Here is a 22437-nt window from a genome sequence, read left to right on the forward strand (position 1 = left end):
ACGGCAACAACAAAACGGTTCAACGGCCCTCCAGGCCCCCTTTACGACGGTGTCCCCATGAACGACCACCAGCAGCCGCTCGCCGCGGTGCCCGCCGCACAAGGTCTGTACGACCCGCAAAACGAACACGACGCCTGTGGCGTCGGCTTCGTCGCTCACATCAAGGGCAAGAAGAGCCACGAGATCATCCAGCAGGGTCTGAAGATCCTCGAGAACCTCGATCACCGCGGCGCGGTCGGCGCCGATCCGCTGATGGGCGACGGCGCGGGCATCCTGATCCAGATTCCGGACGCGTTCTATCGCGAAGAAATGTCGAAGCAGGGCGTGATGCTGCCGCCCGCCGGCGAATACGGGGTCGGGATGATCTTCCTGCCGAAGGAAAACGCGTCGCGTCTCGCGTGCGAGCAGGAGCTCGAGCGCACGGTGAAGGCCGAAGGCCAGGTCGTGCTCGGCTGGCGCGACGTGCCGGTCGACCATGCGATGCCGATTTCGCCGACCGTGAAGGCGAGCGAGCCGCTGATCCGCCAGATCTTCATCGGCCGCGGCAAGGACATCATGGTGACGGACGCGCTCGAGCGGAAGCTGTACGTGATCCGCAAGACGGCGAGCCACCGCATCCAGGCGCTGAAGCTCAAGCACGGCAAGGAATACTTCGTGCCGTCGATGTCGGCGCGCACGGTCGTCTACAAGGGGCTGCTGCTCGCGGGCCAGGTCGGCGTGTATTACCGCGACCTGCAGGACGCGCGCGTCGTGTCGGCGCTCGCTCTCGTGCACCAGCGCTTCTCGACCAACACGTTCCCGGCGTGGGAACTGGCCCACCCGTACCGGATGATCGCGCACAACGGCGAGATCAACACCGTGAAGGGCAATGTGAACTGGCTGAACGCGCGTACCGGCGCGATCGCGTCGCACGTGCTCGCTGATGACCTGCCGAAGCTGTGGCCGCTGATCTACCCGGGCCAGTCGGACACCGCATCGTTCGACAACTGCCTCGAGCTGCTGGTGATGGCCGGCTACCCGCTCGTGCACGCGGTGATGATGATGATCCCGGAAGCGTGGGAACAGCACACGCTGATGGACGACAACCGCCGCGCGTTCTACGAATACCACGCCGCGATGATGGAGCCGTGGGACGGCCCGGCCGCGATCGCGTTCACCGACGGCCGCCAGATCGGCGCGACGCTCGACCGTAACGGCCTGCGCCCGGCGCGCTACATCGTCACGGACGACGACCTCGTCATCATGGCGTCGGAAGCCGGCACGCTGCCGATCCCCGAATCGAAGATCGTCAAGAAGTGGCGCCTGCAGCCGGGCAAGATGTTCCTGATCGACATGGAACACGGCCGCATCATCGACGACAAGGAACTGAAGGACAACCTCGCGAACGCGAAGCCGTACAAGAGCTGGATCGATGCCGTGCGCATCAAGCTCGACGAGATCGAGCCGAAGGCCGAGGAAGTCGCGGCCGGCCGCACGCAGGGCGCCGCGCTGCTCGACCGCCAGCAGGCGTTCGGCTATACGCAGGAAGACCTGAAGTTCCTGATGGCGCCGATGGCGCAGCAGGGCGAAGAGGCGGTCGGTTCGATGGGCAACGACTCGCCGCTGGCGGTGATGTCGAACAAGAACAAGACGCTCTATCACTACTTCAAGCAGCTGTTCGCGCAGGTCACGAACCCGCCGATCGATCCGATCCGCGAGAACATGGTCATGTCGCTCGTGTCGTTCATCGGCCCGAAGCCGAACCTGCTCGACACGAACAACATCAACCCGCCGATGCGTCTCGAAGTGTCGCAGCCGGTGCTCGACTTCAAGGACATCGCGAAGATCCGCGCGATCGACCAGTACACGGGCGGCAAGTTCAGCGCGTACGAACTGAACATCTGCTACCCGGTCGCTTGGGGCAAGGAAGGCATCGAGGCGCGCCTCGCGTCGCTGTGCGCGGAAGCCGTCGACGCGGTGAAGTCGGGCTACAACATGCTGATCGTGTCGGACCGCAAGACGGACGCCGAGCACGTCGCGATTCCGGCGCTGCTCGCCACGTCGGCGATCCACACGCACCTCGTGCAGCAAGGGCTGCGCACGAGCACGGGCCTCGTCGTCGAAACGGGCTCCGCGCGTGAAACGCATCACTTCGCGCTGCTCGCGGGCTACGGCGCGGAAGCCGTGCACCCGTACCTCGCGATGGAAACGCTCGCGAAGATGGCCGAGGGCCTGTCGGGCGACCTGTCGCCGGAGAAGGCCGTCTACAACTTCACGAAGGCGGTCGGCAAGGGCCTGCAGAAGGTGATGTCGAAGATGGGCATCTCGACGTACATGTCGTACACGGGCGCGCAGATCTTCGAAGCGCTCGGCCTGTCGAGCGACCTCGTCGAGAAGTATTTCAAGGGCACGGCGTCGAAGGTCGGCGGCATCGGCCTGTTCGAAGTCGCGGAAGAGGCGATCCGCCTGCACCGCGACGCGTTCGGCGACAGCCCGGTCCTGCGCGACATGCTCGACGCGGGCGGCGAGTACGCGTACCGCGTGCGCGGCGAAGACCACATGTGGACGCCGGACTCGATCGCGAAGCTGCAGCACGCGACGCGCAGCAACTCGTACCAGACGTACAAGGAATACGCGCACCTGATCAACGACCAGACCAAGCGTCACATGACGTTCCGCGGCCTGTTCGAGTTCAAGGTGTCGCCGGCGAAGGCGATTTCGATCGACGAAGTCGAACCGGCGAAGGACATCGTCAAGCGCTTTGCGACGGGCGCGATGTCGCTCGGCTCGATCAGCACCGAAGCGCACGCGACACTCGCGATCGCGATGAACCGGATCGGCGGCAAGTCGAACACCGGCGAAGGCGGCGAGGACGAAAAACGCTACCGCAACGAGCTGCGCGGCATTCCGATCAAGTCGGGCGAGACGCTGAAGTCGGTGATCGGCGACGAGATCGTCAGCGACATTCCGCTGAAGGACGGCGATTCGCTGCGCTCGAAGATCAAGCAGGTCGCGTCGGGCCGCTTCGGTGTCACCGCCGAGTACCTCGCGTCGGCCGACCAGATCCAGATCAAGATGGCGCAGGGCGCGAAGCCGGGCGAAGGCGGCCAGCTGCCGGGCCACAAGGTGTCCGAATACATCGGCAAGCTGCGCTACTCGGTGCCGGGCGTCGGCCTGATCTCGCCGCCGCCGCACCACGACATCTACTCGATCGAGGATCTGGCGCAGCTGATCCACGACCTGAAGAACGTGAACCCGAGCTCGAGCATCTCGGTGAAGCTCGTATCGGAAGTGGGCGTCGGCACGGTCGCGGCCGGTGTCGCGAAGGCGAAGGCCGATCACGTCGTGATCGCCGGCCATGACGGCGGCACGGGCGCATCGCCGCTGTCGTCGGTCAAGCACGCGGGCACGCCGTGGGAACTCGGCCTCGCCGAAACGCAGCAGACGCTGGTGCTGAACCGCCTGCGCGGCCGCATCCGCGTGCAGGCCGACGGCCAGATGAAGACGGGCCGCGACGTCGTGATCGGCGCGCTGCTCGGCGCGGACGAATTCGGCTTCGCGACGGCACCGCTCGTCGTCGAAGGCTGCATCATGATGCGCAAGTGCCACCTGAACACGTGCCCGGTCGGCGTCGCGACGCAGGATCCGGTGCTGCGTGCGAAGTTCAAGGGTCAGCCCGAGCACGTCGTGAACTACTTCTTCTTCGTCGCCGAGGAAGTGCGCGAGATCATGGCGCAGCTCGGCATCGCGAAGTTCGACGACCTGATCGGCCGCGCCGACCTGCTCGATACGCGCAAGGGCGTCGAGCACTGGAAGGCGAAGGGCCTCGACTTCTCGCGCGTGTTCTACCAGCCGGAAGAATGCGAGGACGTCGCGCCGCGTCACGTCGACGTGCAGGATCACGGCCTCGAGCGTGCGCTCGACCACGTGCTGATCGAGAAGGCGAAAGCCGCGATCGAGAACGGCGAGCATGTGTCGTTCATCCAGCCGGTGCGCAACGTGAACCGTACGGTCGGCGCGATGCTGTCGGGCGTGATCGCGAAGAAGCACGGCCATGACGGCCTGGCCGACGACGCGGTGCACATCCAGCTGAAGGGCACGGCCGGCCAGAGCTTCGGCGCGTTCCTCGCGAAGGGCGTGACGCTCGACCTCGTCGGCGACGGCAACGACTACGTCGGCAAGGGCCTGTCGGGCGGCCGGATCATTATTCGCCCGACCAACGACTTCCGCGGCAAGTCCGAGGAAAACATCATCTGCGGCAACACGGTGATGTACGGTGCGATCGAAGGCGAAGCGTTCTTCCGCGGCGTCGCGGGCGAGCGCTTCTGCGTGCGCAACTCGGGCGCGACGGCGGTCGTCGAAGGCACGGGCGACCACGGCTGCGAATACATGACGGGCGGCACGGTCGTCGTGCTCGGCGAGACGGGGCGCAATTTCGCGGCCGGCATGTCGGGCGGCCTCGCGTACATCTACGATCCGGACGGCATGTTCGCGGCGAAGTGCAACAAGTCGATGGTCGCGCTCGAGCCGGTGCTGCAGCAGGCCGAGCAGGAGCGCACGGTCGATCGCGCACTCTGGCACGCAGGCACGACGGACGAAGCGCTGCTCAAGGGGCTCGTCGAGCGTCATTTCCAGTTCACGGGTTCGCCGCGCGCGAAGTCGCTGCTGGAAAACTGGGACGCGGCGCGCCGCCAGTTCGTGAAGGTGTTCCCGCACGAATACAAGCGCGCGCTGGGCGAGATCGGTGCGAAGAAGGCGGCGAAGGAAGTGCTGGCCGCCTGAGCGACGAACGACATAGCGAATGCCGCGCGCGCATGATTGCCGCGCGCGGCTCCCCCACCCGATACACCGAACAGAAGAGCACCTTATGGGCAAGGCAACCGGTTTTCTGGAGTTCGAACGCCGCCACGAGGCGTACGAAGCACCGCTCACGCGCGTGAAGCACTACAAGGAATTCGTCGCGGCACTGACCGACGCGGACGCGAAGGTCCAGGGCGCGCGCTGCATGGATTGCGGCATCCCGTTCTGCAACAACGGCTGCCCGGTCAACAACATCATCCCGGACTTCAACGATCTCGTTTACCGCCAGGACTGGCAGCAGGCGATCGAAGTCCTGCACTCGACCAACAACTTCCCGGAATTCACGGGCCGCATCTGCCCGGCGCCGTGCGAGGCCGCGTGTACGCTCGGGATCAACGAAGACCCGGTCGGCATCAAGTCGATCGAGCACGCGATCATCGACAAGGCCTGGGCGGAAGGCTGGGTGAAGCCTGAGCCGGCCGCGCACAAGACGGGCAAGAAGGTTGCCGTCGTCGGCTCGGGCCCTGCGGGCCTCGCCGCCGCGCAGCAGCTCGCGCGCGCGGGCCACGACGTGACGGTGTTCGAGAAGAACGATCGTGTCGGCGGCCTGCTGCGCTACGGGATTCCCGACTTCAAGCTGGAGAAGTGGCTGATCGATCGCCGCATGCGCCAGATGGAAGCGGAAGGCGTGACGTTCCGCACCAGCGTGTTCATCGGCAAGGATCCGCTGCCCGAGTCGATCGGCAGTCTCGCGAAGGAAACCATTTCGCCGGACACGCTGAAGGAAGAATTCGATGCGGTCGTGATCGCCGGCGGTTCGGAAACGCCGCGCGATCTGCCGGTGCCGGGCCGCGAACTCGCGGGTGTTCATTTCGCGATGGACTTCCTGCCGCAGCAGAACCGCGTGAACGCGGGCGACAAGCTCGTCGACCAGCTGCTCGCGAAGGGCAAGCACGTGATCGTGATCGGCGGCGGCGATACGGGTTCGGACTGCGTCGGCACGTCGAACCGTCACGGCGCGAAGCAGGTCACGCAGTTCGAGCTGCTGCCGCAGCCGCCGGAAGAGGAAAACAAGCCGCTCGTGTGGCCGTACTGGCCGATCAAGCTGCGCACGTCGTCGTCGCACGAGGAAGGCTGCGAGCGCGACTGGGCGGTCGCGACGAAGCGTCTCGAAGGCAAGAACGGCAAGGTCGAGAAGCTGATCGCGGTGCGCGTCGAGTGGAAGGACGGCAAGATGCAGGAAGTGCCGGGCTCCGAGTTCGAGATGAAGGCCGATCTCGTGCTGCTCGCGATGGGCTTCACGCAGCCGGCGGCGCCCGTGCTCGACGCGTTCGGCGTCGCGAAGGACGCGCGCGGCAATGCACGTGCGGCGACCGAAGGCGATCGTTCGTACTACACGTCGGTCGACAAGGTGTTCGCGGCAGGCGACATGCGTCGCGGCCAGTCGCTGGTGGTGTGGGCGATTCGCGAAGGCCGCCAGTGCGCGCGCTCGGTCGATGCGTACCTGATGGGGCATTCGGAACTGCCGCGCTGAGCTGAATACCGCGAGCGGGTTTCGATGAAAACCGGGCGTCCGAAAGGGCGCCCGGTTTTTTTGTCGCTGGCGCGCGCCGATGCCCATCGGTCAGCCGGTACCGCGCGTTCCCCCGACGCCGTTCGATCCGGCCGCGTCGCTGCGCTGCGCTCGCCATTTTCGCGAAGCGTCGCCTAATCTGATCACATCCGTCGCCGATTTTCCATCATCTTCTTTCCTTTCGTTTTGTAATAATCCTTGGAAACTGTCATATCATGTCGCCCCTCGGGCCGCATTCGCGGTGGTCGCATGTGACCGACCCTATTTACAAGGACTCTGGATGGAAGCACTCCTGCATGGGCTGATCGACGCCGTCAACGGCGTGTTGTGGAACTACGTGCTGATTGCGCTGCTGCTCGGCGCCGGTGCGTGGTTCACGTTGCGGTTCCGGATGATCCAGTTGAAGGCGCTGTTCCTCAGCATGAAACTGGTCGGCAGCAAGGGCGAGCCGGGCAGCATCTCGTCGTTCCAGGCGTTCGCGACCGGGCTCGCGAGCCGCGTCGGCACCGGCAACATCGCCGGCGTCGCGGTCGCACTGACGGTCGGCGGGCCGGGCGCGATCTTCTGGATGTGGATGACGGCGCTGGTCGGGATGTCGTCCGCGTTTGTCGAGGCGACGCTCGCGCAGATCTTCAAGGTGTCGCACCCGGACGGCAGCTATCGCGGCGGCCCCGCGTACTACATCCAGACCGGCCTGCGTTCGCGCGGCTTCGGCGTGCTGTTCTCGCTGTCGCTGATCCTCGCGTTCGGCTTCGTGTTCAACGCGGTGCAGGCCAACGCGATCGCCGACGCGTTCCATACGTCGTTCGGCTGGAGCCGCGAGACGGTCGGTCTCGGTCTCGTGCTGCTGAGCGCGCCGATCATCTTCGGCGGCATCCGTCGCATCGCGAAGGTCGCGCAGGTGATCGTGCCGCTGATGGCGATCGGCTATCTCGCGCTCGCGGTCTACGCGGTCGCCACGCACATCGCATTGGTGCCGGGCGTGATCGCACTGATCGTGAAGAGCGCGTTCGGCTTCGAGCAGGCGGCGGGTGGCCTGACGGGCTATGCGGTCAGCCAGGCGATCGCGATCGGCGTGAAGCGCGGGCTGTTCTCGAACGAAGCAGGGATGGGCAGCGCGCCGAACGCGGCCGCGACCGCGAGCACGCGGCACCCCGTCACGCAGGGGCTGATCCAGATGCTCGGCGTGTTCGTCGACACGATCGTGATCTGCAGCGCGACCGCGTTCGTGATCCTGCTGTCGGGCCAGTACGAGCTCGGCACCGGCATGGAGGGCGCGGCGCTCACGCAGCGCGCGATCTCGAGCCACGTCGGCGACTGGGGCGGCATCTACATGGCCGTCGCGATCTTCTTCCTCGCGTTCTCGTCGGTGATCGGCAACTACGCGTATGCGGAAGGCAACGTCGAATTCATCACGAAGCGGCGCGGCGTGCTGCCGCTGTTCCGCGTCGCGGTGCTCGGGATGGTGATGTTCGGCAGCGTCGGGCAACTGCCGCTCGTGTGGGCGATGGCCGATACGAGCATGGGGCTGATGGCGATCATCAACCTGATCGCGATCCTCGCGCTCGGCAAGTATGCGCACGCCGCGTGGGCCGACTATCGCCGCCAGCGCGCGGCAGGCATCGCCGATCCGGTGTTCACGCGCAACACGATCCCGGAACTCGCGCGCGTGCTGCCGGCCGACGTGTGGGGCGAGCACGGCCCGCTGCCGCAGCGTCCGGTTTCCGCCGAAGCGGCGAGCGCGCCGCGTGCCGCGGTGAGCGAGTCATGACCGGCGACCGGCTCCGTGCGTTCGTCGCGCTGATGCCCGATGCGGCCTCGCGCGATGCGCTGCATGCGTTGCCGGTCGCCCGCGGTGCACGGCGCACGCTGCCCGCGCAACTGCACCTGACGCTCGCGTTCATCGGCGCGATCGAACGGGAACGGTGCGACGCGCTGGCCGCGCACCTGCCCGCGCTCGCAGCCGCGCATGCTCTGCCGCTGCTGCCGGCCGAGCGGATCGCGTGGTGGCCGAGCCTGCCGCGCGCGAGGCTGATCGTCGCGGAACTCGAGGCCGATCCGGCCTGCGTCGCGCTGAATGCCGGGCTGATGGCGCTGCTGGCTGAACTCGGCGTGCCGGTCGACCGGCGGCCGTTCCGGCCGCACGTGACGCTCGCGCGGCTGCCGCGCGACGCGGTCGGACAGCCCGCGCACGGCGGCGCGCCCGGGCGGCCGGTCGTGCTGCGCATCGAAGCGCTGACGCTGTTCGAAAGCAGGTTGTCGCACGAGGGCGTGTCGCATCGGCCGATCGTATCGGCGCCGATCGCATGGGCGGACGGCCGGGCGGTGCGGTGAGCGGCGCTCGAGATGCAATGCGATGGCCGCGCGTTGTGCGGATCAGGCCATCGCGTCGTGTCACACCGCATCGCATCGACGGTGTCGACCGGCGCCGGGTCTACCGTCCGTAGCGCGCGAGCGTCAGGCCCGACAGGTCGATCTCCGGCTCGCGTCCGGTAACGAGATCCGCCACCACCTTGCCCGAACCCATCGACATCGCCCAGCCCGTCGAGCCGTGGCCGACGTTGAGCCAGAGCCCGTCGATCCCGCTCGCGCCGAGCAGCGGCGGCCCGTCGGGCGTCATCGGCCGGCGGCCGACCCAGAAGCGCGCCGACGCGCGATCGGCCGCGTGCGGGAACCAGTCGTCGAGCACCTTCATCAGCGTATCGAGCGCCTGCTGCCGCAGCGCCGCGTGCCGGTTGCCGAGCTCCGCGGTGCCCGCGACGCGCAGCGTCGGGCCGAAGCGCGTGATCGCCGTCTTCAGCGATTCGTCCATCAGCGCGGCGCGCGGCGCCTTTGCATCGTCGACGACCGCGAGCGTCGCCGAGTAGCCTTTCACCGGATACAGTGGCACGTCGATGCCGTGCGGCCGCAGCAGGCCGGCGCTGTCGACGCCGAGCGCGACGACGATCGCGTCGGCGGCGAGCGGGGCGTCACTTCGTGCGGCGGCGCTTTCGTCCGGTGAATCGATCCGCACGCCGCGCACCTTGCCGCCCGCGACGTCGAGCGCGCGGGTCGCGGTGCGAAAGCGGAACGTCACGCCGTTCGACTCGCACAGCGCACGCAATTCGCGCGTGAAGCGTGCGCAGTCGCCGGCTTCGTCGTCGGGCAGGTAGATGCCGCCGACGGGCGCCTGCCGCGCCCAGCGCAGGCCCGGCTCGATCGCCGTGCAGCCGGCCGCGTCGAGTTCGCGAAACGCGATGCCGGCATCGCGCAGCACCTTCAGCGCGGGCTGCACCATCTCGACGTCGAATGCGCCGCGCAACAGTTGCAGGTAGCCGCGGCTCGCGCCGTAGTCGAACGGATAACGGTCGCGAAACGCATGCAGGCACGCGCGGCTGTAATACGCGATGCGCTGCATGCGCTGCTTGTTCACGCGGAACCGCTCGAACTCGCATTCGCGCAGCCAGCGCGCGATCCAGCGCCACTGCGCCGTGTCGAGCGTCGGCCGGAAGATCAGCGGCGACGCGGGCTTGAACAGGTACTTGAGGATCTTGCCGGGCATCCCGGGCGCGGCCCACGGCGTCACGTAGCCGGGCGCGATCACGCCCGCGTTGCCGAGGCTCGTCGCCTGCGCGACGTCGGCCTCGCGTTCGATCACGGTGACGTCGCAGCCTGCTTCGCGCAGGTGCCACGCGGTGGTGACGCCGACCACGCCGGCGCCGAGAACGATCACGTGCATGCGGTTTCCGGAACGAAGAGGGCGTTCACGACGCGACGGCCGGATCGTCGACGAGCGACTTGCCGCGCGTTTCCGGCAGCACGAGCGCGGCGACGATCACGAGCAGGTAGCCGCCGCCCGCGACGAGGCCGATCGCCTTCACGAGCGACATCGATTGCGACAGCGAGCCGACGAGAATCGGGAAGAACGAGCCGAGCCCGCGGCCGAGGTTGTAGCAGAAGCCCTGGCCCGAGCCGCGGATCGCGCCCGGATACAGCTCCGACAGATACGCGCCGACGCCCGCGAAGATCCCCTGCACGACGATGCCGAGCGGGAAGCCGAGCAGCAGCATCGCGGTATCGGTGATCGGCAGCATCGTGTACGCCATGCCGAGCGAGAACGAGCCGATCGCGAACAGGATGAACGACGCGCGGCGGCCGAGCCGGTCGGACAGGATCGCGCCGACCACGTAGCCGACGAACGAGCCGACGATCAGCACGACGAGATAACCGCTCGTGTTGAACACGGACAGGTGGCGGACGGTTTTCAGGTAGGTGGGCAGCCACGTCGTGATTGCGTAGTAGCCGCCGAGCATCCCGGTGCACAGCGCGCTGCCGAACAGCGTCGCGCGCAGGTGCGGCGGCGAGAAGATCTCGAGGAAGTGGCCCGACACGCGGCCTTCGTCGCGCGCGCGGCGCGTGGCCGTATAGATGTCGGGATCGCTGACGTTGCGGCGGATGTACAGGATCCACAGCGCGGGCACGATGCCGATCCAGAAGCACGCGCGCCACGCGACCTGCTCGGGCAGCAGCGCGAAGAACGCCCAGTACAGGATCGCGGCCGCGGCCCAGCCGAACGACCAGCTGCTTTGCACGGTGCCGACGGCCTTCGCGCGATGCTCGGGCGAGCGGATCGTCTCGGCCATCATGATCGTCACGACCGACCATTCGCCGCCGAAACCGAAGCCCTGCAGCGTGCGCGTCGCGAGCAGCTGCCAGAACGAATGCGTGAAACCGGACAGGCACGTGAACAGCGCGAACGTCGCGATCGTCCACTGCAGCACGCGCACGCGGCCGTAGCGGTCGGCGAGGATGCCGGCGGCCCAGCCGCCGACTGCCGACGAGATCAGCGAACTCGTCGCGATCATCCCGGCCTCGCTCTTCGTCATTCCCCACGTGGCGATCAGCGTCGGGATCAGGAACGAGTAGATCATGAAGTCGAACGCATCGACCGCGTAGCCGCCGAATCCGGCGTACAGCGTCTTGCGCTCGCGCGACGACAATTCGTTGAACCACTGGAATGCCTGCATGCTTGCCGCCCTCTCTCGTCTCGTATCGCGCTGCCGCGTGACGGTTATTTTACGGTCGCGATGCGGCCGGCCAAAAAGGCCGATGCAGGTTCGTGCGGGAAAGCGGGTATGCGGGAAGGAGGGGGCGATGCCGCTTCAGAGCGTCAGGCCGCCGTCGACGTGGATGACCTGGCCGGTGATCTGCCGCGCCGCGTCCGACAGCAGGAACGCGATCAATGCGGCGACGTCGTCGGGTTCGGCGATCCGGCCGAGCGGTGTCGCCTGTTCGGCCTGCGCCCACGTGGCGGCGTTGCCGGCGCTCGGCCCGTGGTCCTTGCGTGTGAAGCCGGGCGCGACCGCGTTGACGGTGATGCCGCGCGCGGCGAATTCGGCGGCCGCGGTGCGCACCAGCGATTCAAGCGCGGCTTTCGCGGCGGCGGTGGCCGCGAACGGCGCATCGGCACGGTAGCGGTGCGCGACGAACGAACTGAGCGCGACGATCCGCGGCGCGGCCGACGCTTCGAGCAGCGGCCGCGCGCGGCCCGCGAGCGCGGAGAACGCGCCGGGCATCGCCGCGAAGGCGGACGCGAGCGTGTCCGCGGAAAGATCGGAAAAGGCCTGCCGCGCGGCGAAGCCGGCGTTCGCGACGAGCTGGTCGAGCCCGCCGAAGCGCGTGGCGGTTGCGTCGACGAGCGTGGCGGCGACGCCCGGCGCGGCGAGATCGCCGGTGAGCGTGATGCATTGCGCGCCGGCCGCCGTGCAGGCGCGCGCGACTTCGGCGAGCCGGGCCCGCGCCGCATCGTCCGCGCCGCGCGCGTGCAGTGCCAGCGCGATGCCGGGCGCCGCGAGCCGTCGCGCGAGCGCCGCGCCGATCCCCGAGCCTGCGCCGGTGATCAGCACGATGCGCGCGGCGCGTGCGCTCACGCAGCCACCTTGTCGCCGGCGTTCACGCGCTCGACGTTGATCGTGCCGACGTGGAACGCGGCCAGCGACTCGCGATGCGCGATGCTGACGATCGCGGCCTTCGGCAGCCGTTCGGCGAACAGGTGGTACAGGCGTGCCTCGTTGTCGGTGTCGAGCGCGCTGGTCGCTTCGTCGAGGAACAGGAAGTCGGGCTTGTGCAGCAGCACGCGTGCGCCGGCAAGGCGCTGCTGCTCGCCCGGCGACAGCACGCGCGTCCAGTGCGCGGTTTCGTCGAGGCGCTCGACGTAATCCTCGAGGCGGCATGCGCGCAGCGCGTCGCGGCACGCGTCGTCGCTGAACGTGTCGGGCGTCGCCGGATAGGTGAGCGCGGCCTTCAGCGTGCCGATCGGCAAATAGCTCGTCTGCGGCACGAACATCATCCGCGCGCCGACCGGCGCGTCGATCGCGCCGTCGCCGAACGGCCAGAGGCCCGCGAGCGCGCGCATGAACGTGCTCTTGCCGGAACCCGATTTACCGATCACGAGCCAGCGCGAACCCGGCTCGATCGTCACGTTGCCGATCTCCGCGAGCGCGTTGCCGTTCGGCAGCGCGAGCTTGAGCGACGACGTCGACAGCTTCGCCGCGTCGACGTAGTGCAGGTTGATGCCGCCGTGCTCGGTCGCGGGCGACAGGCTTTCCTTCAGGTGCGACGTGCCCATCACGCGCTTGAATTCGCGCAGACGGTTGACGGTGGCGCGCCATTCGACGAGGGTCGAGTAGCTGTTGATGAACCACGAGAACGAATCGCTGACGGTGCCGAACGCGGACGAGATCTGCATCAGCACGCCGAACGAGAACGCGCCCGCGAAGTACCGCGGCGCGGCGACGACGAGCGGGAAGATGATCGCGATCTGCCCGTAGAAGCTCAGCACGAACGTGAGCCGCTTCGTGTACTTCATCACGCGCCACCAGTTGTCGCGGATGCGCATGAAGAGGTTTTGCGCGTTGCCGGTCTCGGTTTTCTCGCCGTCGTAGAACGCGATCTGCTCGGCGTTCTCGCGCACGCGGATCAGCCCGAAGCGGAAATCGGCCTCGACGCGCTGCTGCTGGTAGTTGATCGACACGAGCGGATGACCGACCTTCTGGATGATCAGCGAGCCGACCACCGCGTACAGCGCGGCCGCCCACACCATGTAGCCGGGAATCGAGATCGGCGTGGCGCCGAGCGTGAACGTCAGCGCACCGGCGAGCGACCACAGGATCGTGATGAACGACACGAGCGTGACGACCGTCGACAGCAGGTCGAGCGACAGCGCGAGCGTCGTGGTCGAGAACGACTGGAGGTCGTCGGTGATCCGCTGGTCGGGGTTGTCCGCGAGGCGGTCGCGTTCGATCCGGTAGAACGCGCGATCGCCGAGCCACTGGCCGAGAAAACGGTCGGTGAGCCACTGGCGCCAGCGGAAGCCGAGCATCTGCCGCAGGTAGCGGCCGTACACCGCGAGGATGATGAACGCGAACGCGAGCGCGGAGAACTGCATCAGCAGGTTCGGGAAGTCGTGCACGTTCTTCGACTGCAGCGCGTTGTAGAACTGCGCGTTCCACTTGTTCAGCTGGACGTTGATCCACACCACGCAGAGGTTGATCGCGATGATCGTGACCAGCAGCCCCCACGCGACTTTCCATTCGGACGATACCCAGTAGGGCTTGATGAGGCTCCATGCGGATACCGGGCGCTCGTCCTGCGGCGCGTCGGAGGCGGCGGAGCGGACGGGGTCGATCGATTGGGTCATGTGCTTCCTGATGAGTAGCCGGCGCGCGGGCCGGGCGAGGCCGGGCGCGCGCCGCGATACGGCATGCCGGGGCGAGGCGCCGACTGACGGCGGGCGTTGCGGATGGTCGCCCGCGCGTCTTAAACGGCGCTTAAGGGCCGGCGGTGACGCGGCAACCGGCCGCTCGTGCGGCCGGCCTGCGGGCATTGTGCCAGAGCGGCGCAGCGCGCCGGCGAATTTGCCGCAGGGGGACAGTTTGCGGCGCTTTCCGCTTTTATGGTCTAATGGCCGACGACGAAACAGGGGTGCTTTGCATGCGGCCGGCGGAAGTTCAGCGCGGTGCGGCGAGGCTGAGAAAGACCCTTCGCACCCGATCCGGGTAATACCGGCGAGGGAAGTTTCTGATCCCGCCGGGCCGCGCTGGCTGCCATCCCACATGGTCAGCGCCCGAGTCCCGCCCGGCCGGCCTTTGCTGCCGGTTTCGTCCTTTTGGGTACGCGTATGCGCGTTACGGAAGGAATGATGACCGCACAATCTTCAGTCTTTTGCATGGCTCCCGGCCCGATGTCGCGTGCGTTCGCACGGGACGGCGCGTGCGCGTCGACGTTCGTCGTGCGCGCCCGCGCGGTTCGCGAGGAGCGTGCGCGATGAACGTCCAGGATTCACGGCCCGCACGGCCCGACTTCGCGGTGCTCGGCGGCGGCCTCGTCGGCCGCCTGATTGCATGGCGGCTCGCGGGCGACGGGCATCGCGTCGCGCTCTACGAGCGCGGCGGCCCGGACGGCGAGCAGTCGGCCGCGTGGATCGCGGCCGCGATGCTCGCGCCGCTCGCGGAAGCGGCGAGCGCGGAACTGCTGATCACCGAGCTCGGCGTCGCGTCGCTCGCGCGCTGGCCCCAGTGGCTCGCCGAGCTGCCCGAACCCGTATTCTTCCAGCATCGCGGGACGCTCGTCGTCTGGCATCACGCGGACCGCGCGGAGGCGCCGCTGTTCGAGCGGCGCGTGCGCGCGAACGCGCCGGCCGACCTGTTCGACGGCGGCTTCGTCACGCTCGCGGGTGCGCAGGTCGATGCGGCCGAACCCGCGCTCGCGGGCCGCTTCGCGCGCGGCCTGCTGCTGCCGCGCGAAGGCCAGCTCGACAACCGCCAGGCGCTGCGCGCGCTCGCGGCGGGCCTCGCCGAACGCGGCGTCGACTTGCACTGGCACGTCACGATCGACGATGCGAACCTTCCCGCCGCGCATTTCACGATCGATTGCCGCGGGCTCGGCGCGAAATCCGCGCTGCCCGCGCTGCGCGGCATCCGCGGCGAAGTCGCGCGCGTGCATGCGCCCGGCATCGGGCTCACCCGGCCCGTGCGGCTGCTGCATCCGCGCTATCCGCTGTATATCGCGCCGAAGCAGGACGATCTCTACGTAATCGGCGCGACCGAGGTGGAGGGCGAGGACATGTCGCCCGTCAGCGTGCGCTCCGCGCTCGAACTGCTGAGCGCGGCGTTCTCCGTGCATCCGGCGTTCGGCGAGGCGCGCATCCTCGAACTCAATGCGCAGTGCCGGCCGACGCTGCCCGATCATCGCCCGGCGGTGATCTGGGACGGCGCGTCGACGCTCGCCGTCAACGGCCTGTACCGGCACGGCTTCATGATCGCGCCGGAAGTCGCGCACGCGGCGGCGGCGTTCGCCGAAGCCGCGCTCGGCGGCGCGTTCGGCGATGCCGACGCGTTCGCCGCGTGGCGCGCCGCCGCCCGCTGGCCGACGCTCCTTCACCACCGCAACGACGCGCGCCAGCCGGCCTGACGCGCGCCGCCGACCGAATCCGACGAAGCATCATGGATATCCAGATCAACCAACAGACCCTGACGCTGCCCGACGGCGCGACGGTGGCCGACGCGCTCGCCGCGTACGGCGCGCGTCCGCCGTACGCGGTCGCGCTGAACGGCAACTTCGTCGCGCGCACGCAGCATGCGGCGCGCGCGCTCGCGGCGGGCGACAAGCTCGACGTCGTGCACCCCGTCGCGGGCGGCTGAGCGCCGCCGGTTCGTCCCCGCACTTCCAGGAAAACGACATGACGTCCCTCACATCCGCCGACGCGCTGACGCTGTATGGCGAAACCTTCGCGAGCCGCGTGCTGCTCGGCACGTCGCGCTATCCGTCGCTGCAGTCGCTGTCCGATTCGATCGCCGCGTCGCGGCCGGGGATGGTGACGGTCGCGCTGCGCCGCCAGATGACGGGCGGCACGGCCGAAGCCGGCTTCTTCGACCTGCTCAAGCGCCACGCGGTGCCGCTGCTGCCGAACACGGCCGGCTGCCAGACCGTCGCCGAGGCCGTGACGACCGCGCACATGGCGCGTGAGGTGTTCGGCACCGACTGGATCAAGCTCGAGCTGATCGGCGACGACTACACGCTGCAGCCCGACCCGGTCGGGCTGATCGAGGCCGCCGCGCAACTGGTGAAGGACGGTTTCAAGGTGCTTCCGTACTGCACCGAGGATCTCGTGATCGGCCGGCGCCTGCTCGACGCCGGCTGCGAGGCGCTGATGCCGTGGGGCGCGCCGATCGGCACGGGCAAGGGCGTCGTGAACCCGTACGGCTTGCGCGTGCTGCGCGAGCGGCTGCCCGACGTGCCGCTGATCGTCGACGCGGGGCTCGGCGTGCCGTCGCACGCGTGCCAGGTGATGGAGTGGGGCTTCGACGGCGTGCTGCTGAACACGGCGGTGTCGCAGGCCACGCACCCCGAGATCATGGCGCGCGCCTTTGCGCAGGGCGTCGAGGCCGGCCGCGCCGCGTATCTCGCCGGGCCGATGGACGCGCGCGAGACCGCGCACGCGAGCACGCCGGTCGTCGGGATGCCGTTCTGGCACCAGGACGGGGGCGGCGCATGAGCGCGCGCTTCGCCGACACATTCTGGCCGCCGGCCGATGAACTGGCCGAAGCGGCCGAGCGGATTCGCGCACGGCTCGGCGACTGGCCGGGCACGGCGGCGCCGTGGCGGCTTTGCGTGGCGGCGCCCGACGTGCCGGCCGACGGCGACGTGCTGATCGTGTCGGCCGGCGACCGCACCGCGCAGGCGCGCGCGTCGGCCGCGTCGCGACCGGCGTCGCCGGACGCGGTCGCGATCGAATTCGACGAGCAGGGCGCGGTGCTGCATGCGGCGGGCGCGCGCTACGCGCTCGACGCCGCGCATCCGCTCGCGGACGACTGGATCGCGGCGCTCGCCGCATTTCTCGATTGCGGCTTCGCGCCGGTCGACGCGCTGGTGCTCGCGCTGGCGTGGCGCGACGGCGACGAGACGCGTGCGGTCGACGCATGGCCGGTCGACGCCGCGCGGTTCCCGCGCGTCGCCGGGCTGCCGGCCGCGCCCGAGCCCGCGTTCGCGCCGTGCCCGGCGCAGCTCGGCCTGTATCCGGTCGTGCCGGACGCGGAATGGGTCGAACGCGTGCTCGATTGCGGCGTGCGGACCGTGCAACTGCGCGTGAAAGGCGCGGCGCCGGACGCGTTGCGCCGGGAAATCGCGCGTGCGGTCGCGGCCGGGCGTCGTTATCCCGATGCGCGCGTGTTCATCAACGATCACTGGCAGATCGCTGCAGATGAAGGCGCATACGGCGTTCATCTGGGCCAGGAAGATCTCGAAACGGCCGATCTGGCCGCGATCGCGCGTGCGGGCCTGCGGCTCGGGCTGTCGAGCCATGGTTATTACGAAATGTTGCGGGCGCTGCACGAGCGCCCGAGCTATCTCGCGCTCGGCCCCGTGTATGCGACCGCGACCAAGGCCGTTGCCGCACCGCCGCAGGGCCTCGCGCGGATCGCCCGCTACGCGCGCTTTGCGGGCGCGCGGGCGCCGCTCGTCGCGATCGGCGGGGTGGGGCTCGATACGCTGCCGGACGTGCTGGCGACGGGTGTCGGCAGCGTCGCGGTGGTCAGCGCTGTCACGGCCGCGGCCGACTATCGGACCGCGCTTATTGCATTGCAGCAATGTTTTCCCGGACAATTTGACAATCATTGACCGCAGGGCCCGGAACGGCGTCACGACATCATTCCAATGCAGGCCCTATAATTCGGCGTTCTGCGTAAAAGGACTGTCCGCTCCGTGAGCCCCACTCCTACCGAGACCCTGCTGGAACTTCGCGACGTCGACTTTGGCTACGGCGACCGCCTCGTCCTGTCCAACCTGAACCTGCGCTTCGGGCGCGGGCAGGTCGTCGCGGTCATGGGCGGGTCGGGTTGCGGCAAGACGACCGTGCTGCGCCTGATCGGCGGCCTCGTGCGCGCGCGCCGCGGCCAGGTGCTGTTCGACGGCGCCGATGTCGGCGCGCAAACGCGCGACGGCCTGTATGCGCTGCGCCGCAAGATGGGCATGCTGTTCCAGTTCGGTGCGTTGTTCACCGACATGTCGGTGTTCGAGAACGTCGCGTTCGCGCTGCGCGAGCACACCGACCTGCCCGAAGACCTGATCCGCGACCTCGTGCTGATGAAGCTCAACGCGGTCGGCCTGCGCGGCGCGCGCGACCTGATGCCGTCCGAGGTGTCGGGCGGGATGGCGCGCCGCATCGCACTGGCGCGCGCGATCGCGCTCGATCCGCAGCTCATCATGTACGACGAACCGTTCGCGGGCCTCGATCCGATCTCGCTGGGCATCACCGCGAACCTGATCCGCACGCTGAACCAGGCGCTCGGCGCGACGTCGATCCTCGTCACGCACGACGTGCCGGAATCGTTCGCGATCGCCGACTACGTGTATTTCCTGGCCAACGGCGGCGTGCTCGCGCAGGGCACGCCCGACGAGCTGCGCGCGTCGACCGACCCGAGCGTGCGGCAGTTCATCGACGGCGCGCCGGACGGCCCGTTCAAATTTCATTACACGAGCCCGCCGCTTGCAGCGGATTTCGGGCTCGGCGGAGGGCGCGCATGATCAGCGCGATCGGACGTTACGTCATCGGCGGCCTCGAGCGCACGGGCTACGGCACGCGCCTGTTCGTGCGCCTCGTGCTGGAATTCTTCCCGCTGCTGCGCCGGCCGCGGCTCGTCACGAAGCAGATCCACTTCCTCGGCAACTATTCGTTCGTGATCATTGCCGTGTCGGGGCTGTTCGTCGGCTTCGTGCTCGGCCTGCAGGGGTATTACACGCTGAACCGCTATGGGTCCGAGCAGGCGCTCGGCCTCCTGGTCGCGCTGTCGCTCGTGCGCGAGCTTGGGCCCGTCGTCACCGCGCTGCTGTTCGCGGGCCGCGCGGGCACGTCGCTCACGGCCGAGATCGGCCTGATGAAGGCCGGCGAGCAGCTCACCGCGCTCGAGATGATGGCGGTCGACCCGATCAAGACGGTGATCGCGCCGCGCATGTGGGCGGGCATCATCGCGATGCCGCTCCTGGCCGCGATCTTCAACGCGGTGGGCGTGCTCGGCGGCTACGTCGTCGGCGTCCTGCTGATCGGCGTCGATCCGGGCGCGTTCTGGTCGCAGATGCAGGGCGGGGTCGAGGTTTGGGCCGACGTCGGCAACGGCGTGCTGAAGAGCATCGTGTTCGGGTTCGCCGTGACCTTCATTGCGCTGTACCAGGGGTATGAAGCGAAGCCCACGCCCGAAGGCGTGTCGCGCGCGACCACCAAGACGGTCGTGTTCGCGTCGCTCGCCGTACTCGGCCTCGATTTCCTGCTGACCGCGCTGATGTTCAGCTAGGCCTCAGCCAAGCCATATTTTGGGATGACGATGAAAAAGACTGCTCTCGACTTCTGGGTCGGCCTGTTCGTGGTGGTGGGCTTCCTTGCGGTGCTGTTCCTGGCGCTGAAGGTCGGCAACATGAGCTCGCTGTCGTTTCAGCCGACCTATGCGGTGAGGATGAAATTCGACAATATCGGCGGGCTGAAGCCGCGCGCGGCCGTGAAGAGTGCCGGCGTCGTGGTCGGCCGCGTGAAGTCGATCGGCTTCGACACGAACACCTACCAGGCGCTCGTGACGATCGATGTCGACGGCCAGTATCAGTTCCCGAAGGATTCGTCGGCGAAGATCCTGACGTCGGGCCTGCTCGGCGAGCAATATATCGGTCTCGATCCGGGCGGCGACACCGAAATGCTGAAGGCAGGCGACACGATCACGATGACGCAGTCGGCGATCGTGCTCGAGAACCTGATCGGCCAGTTCCTGTACAGCAAGGCCGCCGATGCGGGCGGCGCGAAGCCGGCGGCCGGCGCGCCGGCCGCACCCGCACCGGTGGCGGTGCCGGCGTCCGCCGTGTCCGCCGCGCCCGGTTCGGCAGCGCAATAACCACACGAGAGAATACAAGAGGGGAATGACCATGCAGACGATCCGCATCAGGCACGCCGCGCTCGCGGTGGCGGCAGTCGCCGCGTTGAGCGGTTGCGCGACCGTGCAGACGCCGACCAAGGGCGATCCGCTCGAAGGCTTCAACCGGACGATGTACAAGTTCAACGACACGGTCGACACGTACGCGCTGAAGCCGGTCGCGCAGGGTTACCAGAAGGTCGTGCCGCAGCCGGTGCGCGACAGCGTGACGAACTTCTTCTCGAACATCGGCGACGTTTACGTTGCGGCGAACAACATCGTGCAGTTGCGGATCGCGGACGGCGTCGGCGACATCATGCGCGTCGTGATCAACACGGTGTTCGGCGTCGGCGGCCTGTTCGACGTCGCGACGATCGCGAAGCTGCCGAAACACACCGCCGACTTCGGGGTCACGATGGGCCGCTACGGCGTGCCGTCGGGCCCGTATCTCGTGCTGCCGCTGCTCGGCCCGAGCACGGTGCGCGACACGGCCGGCCTTGGTGTCGACTACGTCGGCAACCCGCTGACCTATGTGAAGCCGGATGGCCTGAGCTGGGGCCTGTTCGGCGTGAATCTCGTCAACACGCGCTCGAACCTGCTCGGCGCGGGCGACGTGCTGGATGCCGCGGCGCTCGACAAGTATTCGTTCGTGCGCAACGCGTACCTGCAGCGCCGCCAGATGCTGATCGACAACGCGCGCGGCGAGGCAGGCTCGACGGCAAGCAACGATGCGCTGCCGAAGTACGACCTGCCGGACGACGGCGCGGCGCCGGCGGCCGCCGGCGCGGCCGGTTCAGCGGGTGCAGCGGCGGTGGGTGGTGCGGTGGCACCGGCGGGCGCATCGGGCACGGCGGTTGCTGCCCCGGCATCGGGCACGGCCGTTTCGCCGAACCCGGCCAGCGAAACGAACGTGCCGGCGATGCAGGTGGCGCCGCCGTCTCCGGGCGGGTTCCGCTTCCCGAGCATCCGGCTGCACTGACGGAATTACATTCGTTACAGCCGGAAACGATTCAGTCGGTAGCGCACGCGAACTTGCGCGTAAGCTACCTGCTCCAATCTTCGCATCGACTCATTCATGCAGGTCACTATGATGAAAAAACTGTTCCTGATCCCCGTTTTCGCGGCGCTGTTCTCGTTCGGCGGCGCAGCTCACGCGCAAGTCGACCAGTCGAACCCGCAGGCGCTGATCAAGACGGCGACGCAGCAAGTGCTCGACGAAGTCAAGCAGCAGACGATCAAGCAGGGCGACACCAATCGCATCATTACGATCGTCAACAAGGACATCCTGCCGTACACCGATTTCCGCCGCACCACGCAGCTCGCGATGGGCCGCAATTGGCGCACTGCGACGGCCGAGCAGCAGCAGCAGATTCAGGAGCAGTTCAAGCTGCTGCTGATCCGCACGTATTCGGGCGCGCTCGCGCAGCTGAAGCCGGACCAGCAGATCCAGTACCCGCCGTTCCGCGCGGATCCGGCCGATACCGACGTCGTGGTCAAGACGGTCGCGATGAACAACGGCCAGCCGGTCCAGATCGATTACCGCCTGTACAAGTCGGCGAGCGGCTGGAAGGTGTATGACCTGAACGTGCTCGGCGCATGGCTGATCCAGACGTACCAGCAGCAGTTCAACGAGAAGATCCAGCAAAGCGGCGTGGAAGGCCTGATCCAGTTCCTGACGCAGCGCAACCAGCAGCTTGCCTCCGGCAAGCAAGCGTCGTGAGCGGCTTCGAAGCCGGCTCCTCGCTGACCGTCGCGAGCGCGAAGTCCGCGCTCGCGGACGGTCTGGCGCGCATCGTCGCGGGTGCGACCGCCGTCGATTGCGCGGCGCTGACGCAGTTCGATTCGTCCGCGCTCGCCGTGCTGCTTGCATGGCAACGTGCCGCCAAATCGCGCGGCGCGCCCCTCGACATCCTCAATCTCCCCCCGAAGCTCGCCAGCCTCGCGCGCGCCTATGGCGTCGACGCACTCATCGAAGGCGCCGAGCGACATTGACCCTGTCCGACCGGAGCCTGCCGCGCCAGCCGGCGCGCGCAAGCTTCAGGCCGCGCGCCTTCCGCGCCGGCTCCGCCAGCCGGTTTGCCCTATAATCAAGCGTTTTGCGGGGCAGCCAATCGGCGTCCGGCCCCCATTTTCTTTCGCAGCAAGCACAGAATAGGC

The 22437-nt window shown here is 68.1% G+C and carries 18 protein-coding genes and 1 riboswitch; of the genes, 14 read left to right on the forward strand and 4 right to left on the reverse strand.

Annotation, left to right across the window (positions count from 1 at the left end; all coding sequences use genetic code 11):
- Positions 1-57: 57 nt before the first annotated feature.
- From FPJ27_RS20895 to thpR, 4 genes are all read left to right on the forward strand, one after another.
- Positions 58-4761: a glutamate synthase-related protein gene (locus FPJ27_RS20895; RefSeq protein ID WP_204425512.1), complete on the forward strand. Its 4704-nt coding sequence runs from the start codon at positions 58-60 to the stop codon at positions 4759-4761.
- Between the two features lie 85 nt (positions 4762-4846).
- On the forward strand, positions 4847-6313 hold the full coding sequence (locus FPJ27_RS20900; protein WP_034183631.1) for a glutamate synthase subunit beta: 1467 nt from the start codon (positions 4847-4849) through the stop codon (positions 6311-6313).
- Positions 6314-6632: 319 nt separating this feature from the next.
- Positions 6633-8123, forward strand: a complete 1491-nt coding sequence (locus FPJ27_RS20905; RefSeq protein ID WP_204425514.1) for an alanine/glycine:cation symporter family protein — start codon at positions 6633-6635, stop codon at positions 8121-8123.
- A complete protein-coding gene (gene thpR, locus FPJ27_RS20910) occupies positions 8120-8686 on the forward strand; it encodes an RNA 2',3'-cyclic phosphodiesterase (RefSeq protein ID WP_204425523.1) in 567 nt (188 codons plus the stop codon). The genes FPJ27_RS20905 and thpR overlap by 4 nt, the downstream gene beginning before the upstream one ends.
- 100 nt (positions 8687-8786) lie before the next feature.
- Here thpR and FPJ27_RS20915 read toward each other — a convergent pair whose 3' ends face one another.
- From FPJ27_RS20915 to FPJ27_RS20930, 4 genes are all read right to left on the reverse strand, one after another.
- Entirely contained in the window at positions 8787-10070 is a 1284-nt protein-coding gene (locus tag FPJ27_RS20915; RefSeq protein ID WP_204425524.1) for a D-amino acid dehydrogenase, read from the reverse strand.
- 25 nt (positions 10071-10095) lie between these two features.
- The gene (locus FPJ27_RS20920; RefSeq protein WP_034183636.1) at positions 10096-11358 is read right to left on the reverse strand and encodes an MFS transporter; all 1263 of its coding nucleotides are present in this window, start codon (positions 11356-11358) and stop codon (positions 10096-10098) included.
- A 135-nt stretch (positions 11359-11493) separates the two neighbouring features.
- Positions 11494-12261: an SDR family oxidoreductase gene (locus tag FPJ27_RS20925; protein WP_204425525.1), complete on the reverse strand. Its 768-nt coding sequence runs from the start codon at positions 12259-12261 to the stop codon at positions 11494-11496.
- Entirely contained in the window at positions 12258-14030 is a 1773-nt protein-coding gene (locus tag FPJ27_RS20930) for an ABC transporter ATP-binding protein/permease (RefSeq protein ID WP_204425526.1), read from the reverse strand. Before FPJ27_RS20930 ends, FPJ27_RS20925 begins: the two co-directional genes overlap by 4 nt.
- A gap of 270 nt (positions 14031-14300) precedes the next feature.
- Positions 14301-14423: riboswitch (TPP riboswitch) on the forward strand.
- 233 nt (positions 14424-14656) lie between these two features.
- Between FPJ27_RS20930 and FPJ27_RS20935 the strand changes: the two genes are divergently transcribed.
- The 10 genes from FPJ27_RS20935 to FPJ27_RS20980 all read left to right on the forward strand — a co-directional run bounded on the left by FPJ27_RS20935 (position 14657) and on the right by FPJ27_RS20980 (position 22272).
- Positions 14657-15802 (forward strand): FAD-dependent oxidoreductase, encoded by a 1146-nt coding sequence (locus tag FPJ27_RS20935; RefSeq protein ID WP_204425527.1) that lies wholly within the window; start codon positions 14657-14659, stop codon positions 15800-15802.
- 32 nt (positions 15803-15834) lie between these two features.
- On the forward strand, positions 15835-16032 hold the full coding sequence (thiS, locus tag FPJ27_RS20940) for a sulfur carrier protein ThiS (protein WP_027783340.1): 198 nt from the start codon (positions 15835-15837) through the stop codon (positions 16030-16032).
- A gap of 38 nt (positions 16033-16070) precedes the next feature.
- A complete protein-coding gene (locus FPJ27_RS20945) occupies positions 16071-16886 on the forward strand; it encodes a thiazole synthase (RefSeq protein WP_059232578.1) in 816 nt (271 codons plus the stop codon).
- Positions 16883-18007: a thiamine phosphate synthase gene (gene thiE, locus FPJ27_RS20950; protein ID WP_204425528.1), complete on the forward strand. Its 1125-nt coding sequence runs from the start codon at positions 16883-16885 to the stop codon at positions 18005-18007. The genes FPJ27_RS20945 and thiE overlap by 4 nt, the downstream gene beginning before the upstream one ends.
- Positions 18008-18091: 84 nt before the next feature.
- The gene (locus FPJ27_RS20955; RefSeq protein ID WP_006477138.1) at positions 18092-18913 is read left to right on the forward strand and encodes an ABC transporter ATP-binding protein; all 822 of its coding nucleotides are present in this window, start codon (positions 18092-18094) and stop codon (positions 18911-18913) included.
- The gene (gene mlaE / locus FPJ27_RS20960; protein ID WP_072443872.1) at positions 18910-19677 is read left to right on the forward strand and encodes a lipid asymmetry maintenance ABC transporter permease subunit MlaE; all 768 of its coding nucleotides are present in this window, start codon (positions 18910-18912) and stop codon (positions 19675-19677) included. The genes FPJ27_RS20955 and mlaE overlap by 4 nt, the downstream gene beginning before the upstream one ends.
- Positions 19678-19701: 24 nt before the next feature.
- Positions 19702-20262 (forward strand): outer membrane lipid asymmetry maintenance protein MlaD, encoded by a 561-nt coding sequence (mlaD, locus tag FPJ27_RS20965; protein ID WP_072443874.1) that lies wholly within the window; start codon positions 19702-19704, stop codon positions 20260-20262.
- A gap of 31 nt (positions 20263-20293) precedes the next feature.
- The gene (locus FPJ27_RS20970; RefSeq protein ID WP_072443926.1) at positions 20294-21259 is read left to right on the forward strand and encodes a VacJ family lipoprotein; all 966 of its coding nucleotides are present in this window, start codon (positions 20294-20296) and stop codon (positions 21257-21259) included.
- 111 nt (positions 21260-21370) lie between these two features.
- Positions 21371-22000: an ABC transporter substrate-binding protein gene (locus FPJ27_RS20975; protein WP_204426335.1), complete on the forward strand. Its 630-nt coding sequence runs from the start codon at positions 21371-21373 to the stop codon at positions 21998-22000.
- Positions 21997-22272, forward strand: a complete 276-nt coding sequence (locus FPJ27_RS20980; protein ID WP_072443876.1) for an STAS domain-containing protein — start codon at positions 21997-21999, stop codon at positions 22270-22272. The genes FPJ27_RS20975 and FPJ27_RS20980 overlap by 4 nt, the downstream gene beginning before the upstream one ends.
- Positions 22273-22437 lie beyond the last annotated feature (165 nt).

The organism is Burkholderia sp. MS455 (assembly GCF_016899445.1).
Classification (GTDB): domain Bacteria; phylum Pseudomonadota; class Gammaproteobacteria; order Burkholderiales; family Burkholderiaceae; genus Burkholderia; species Burkholderia pyrrocinia_C.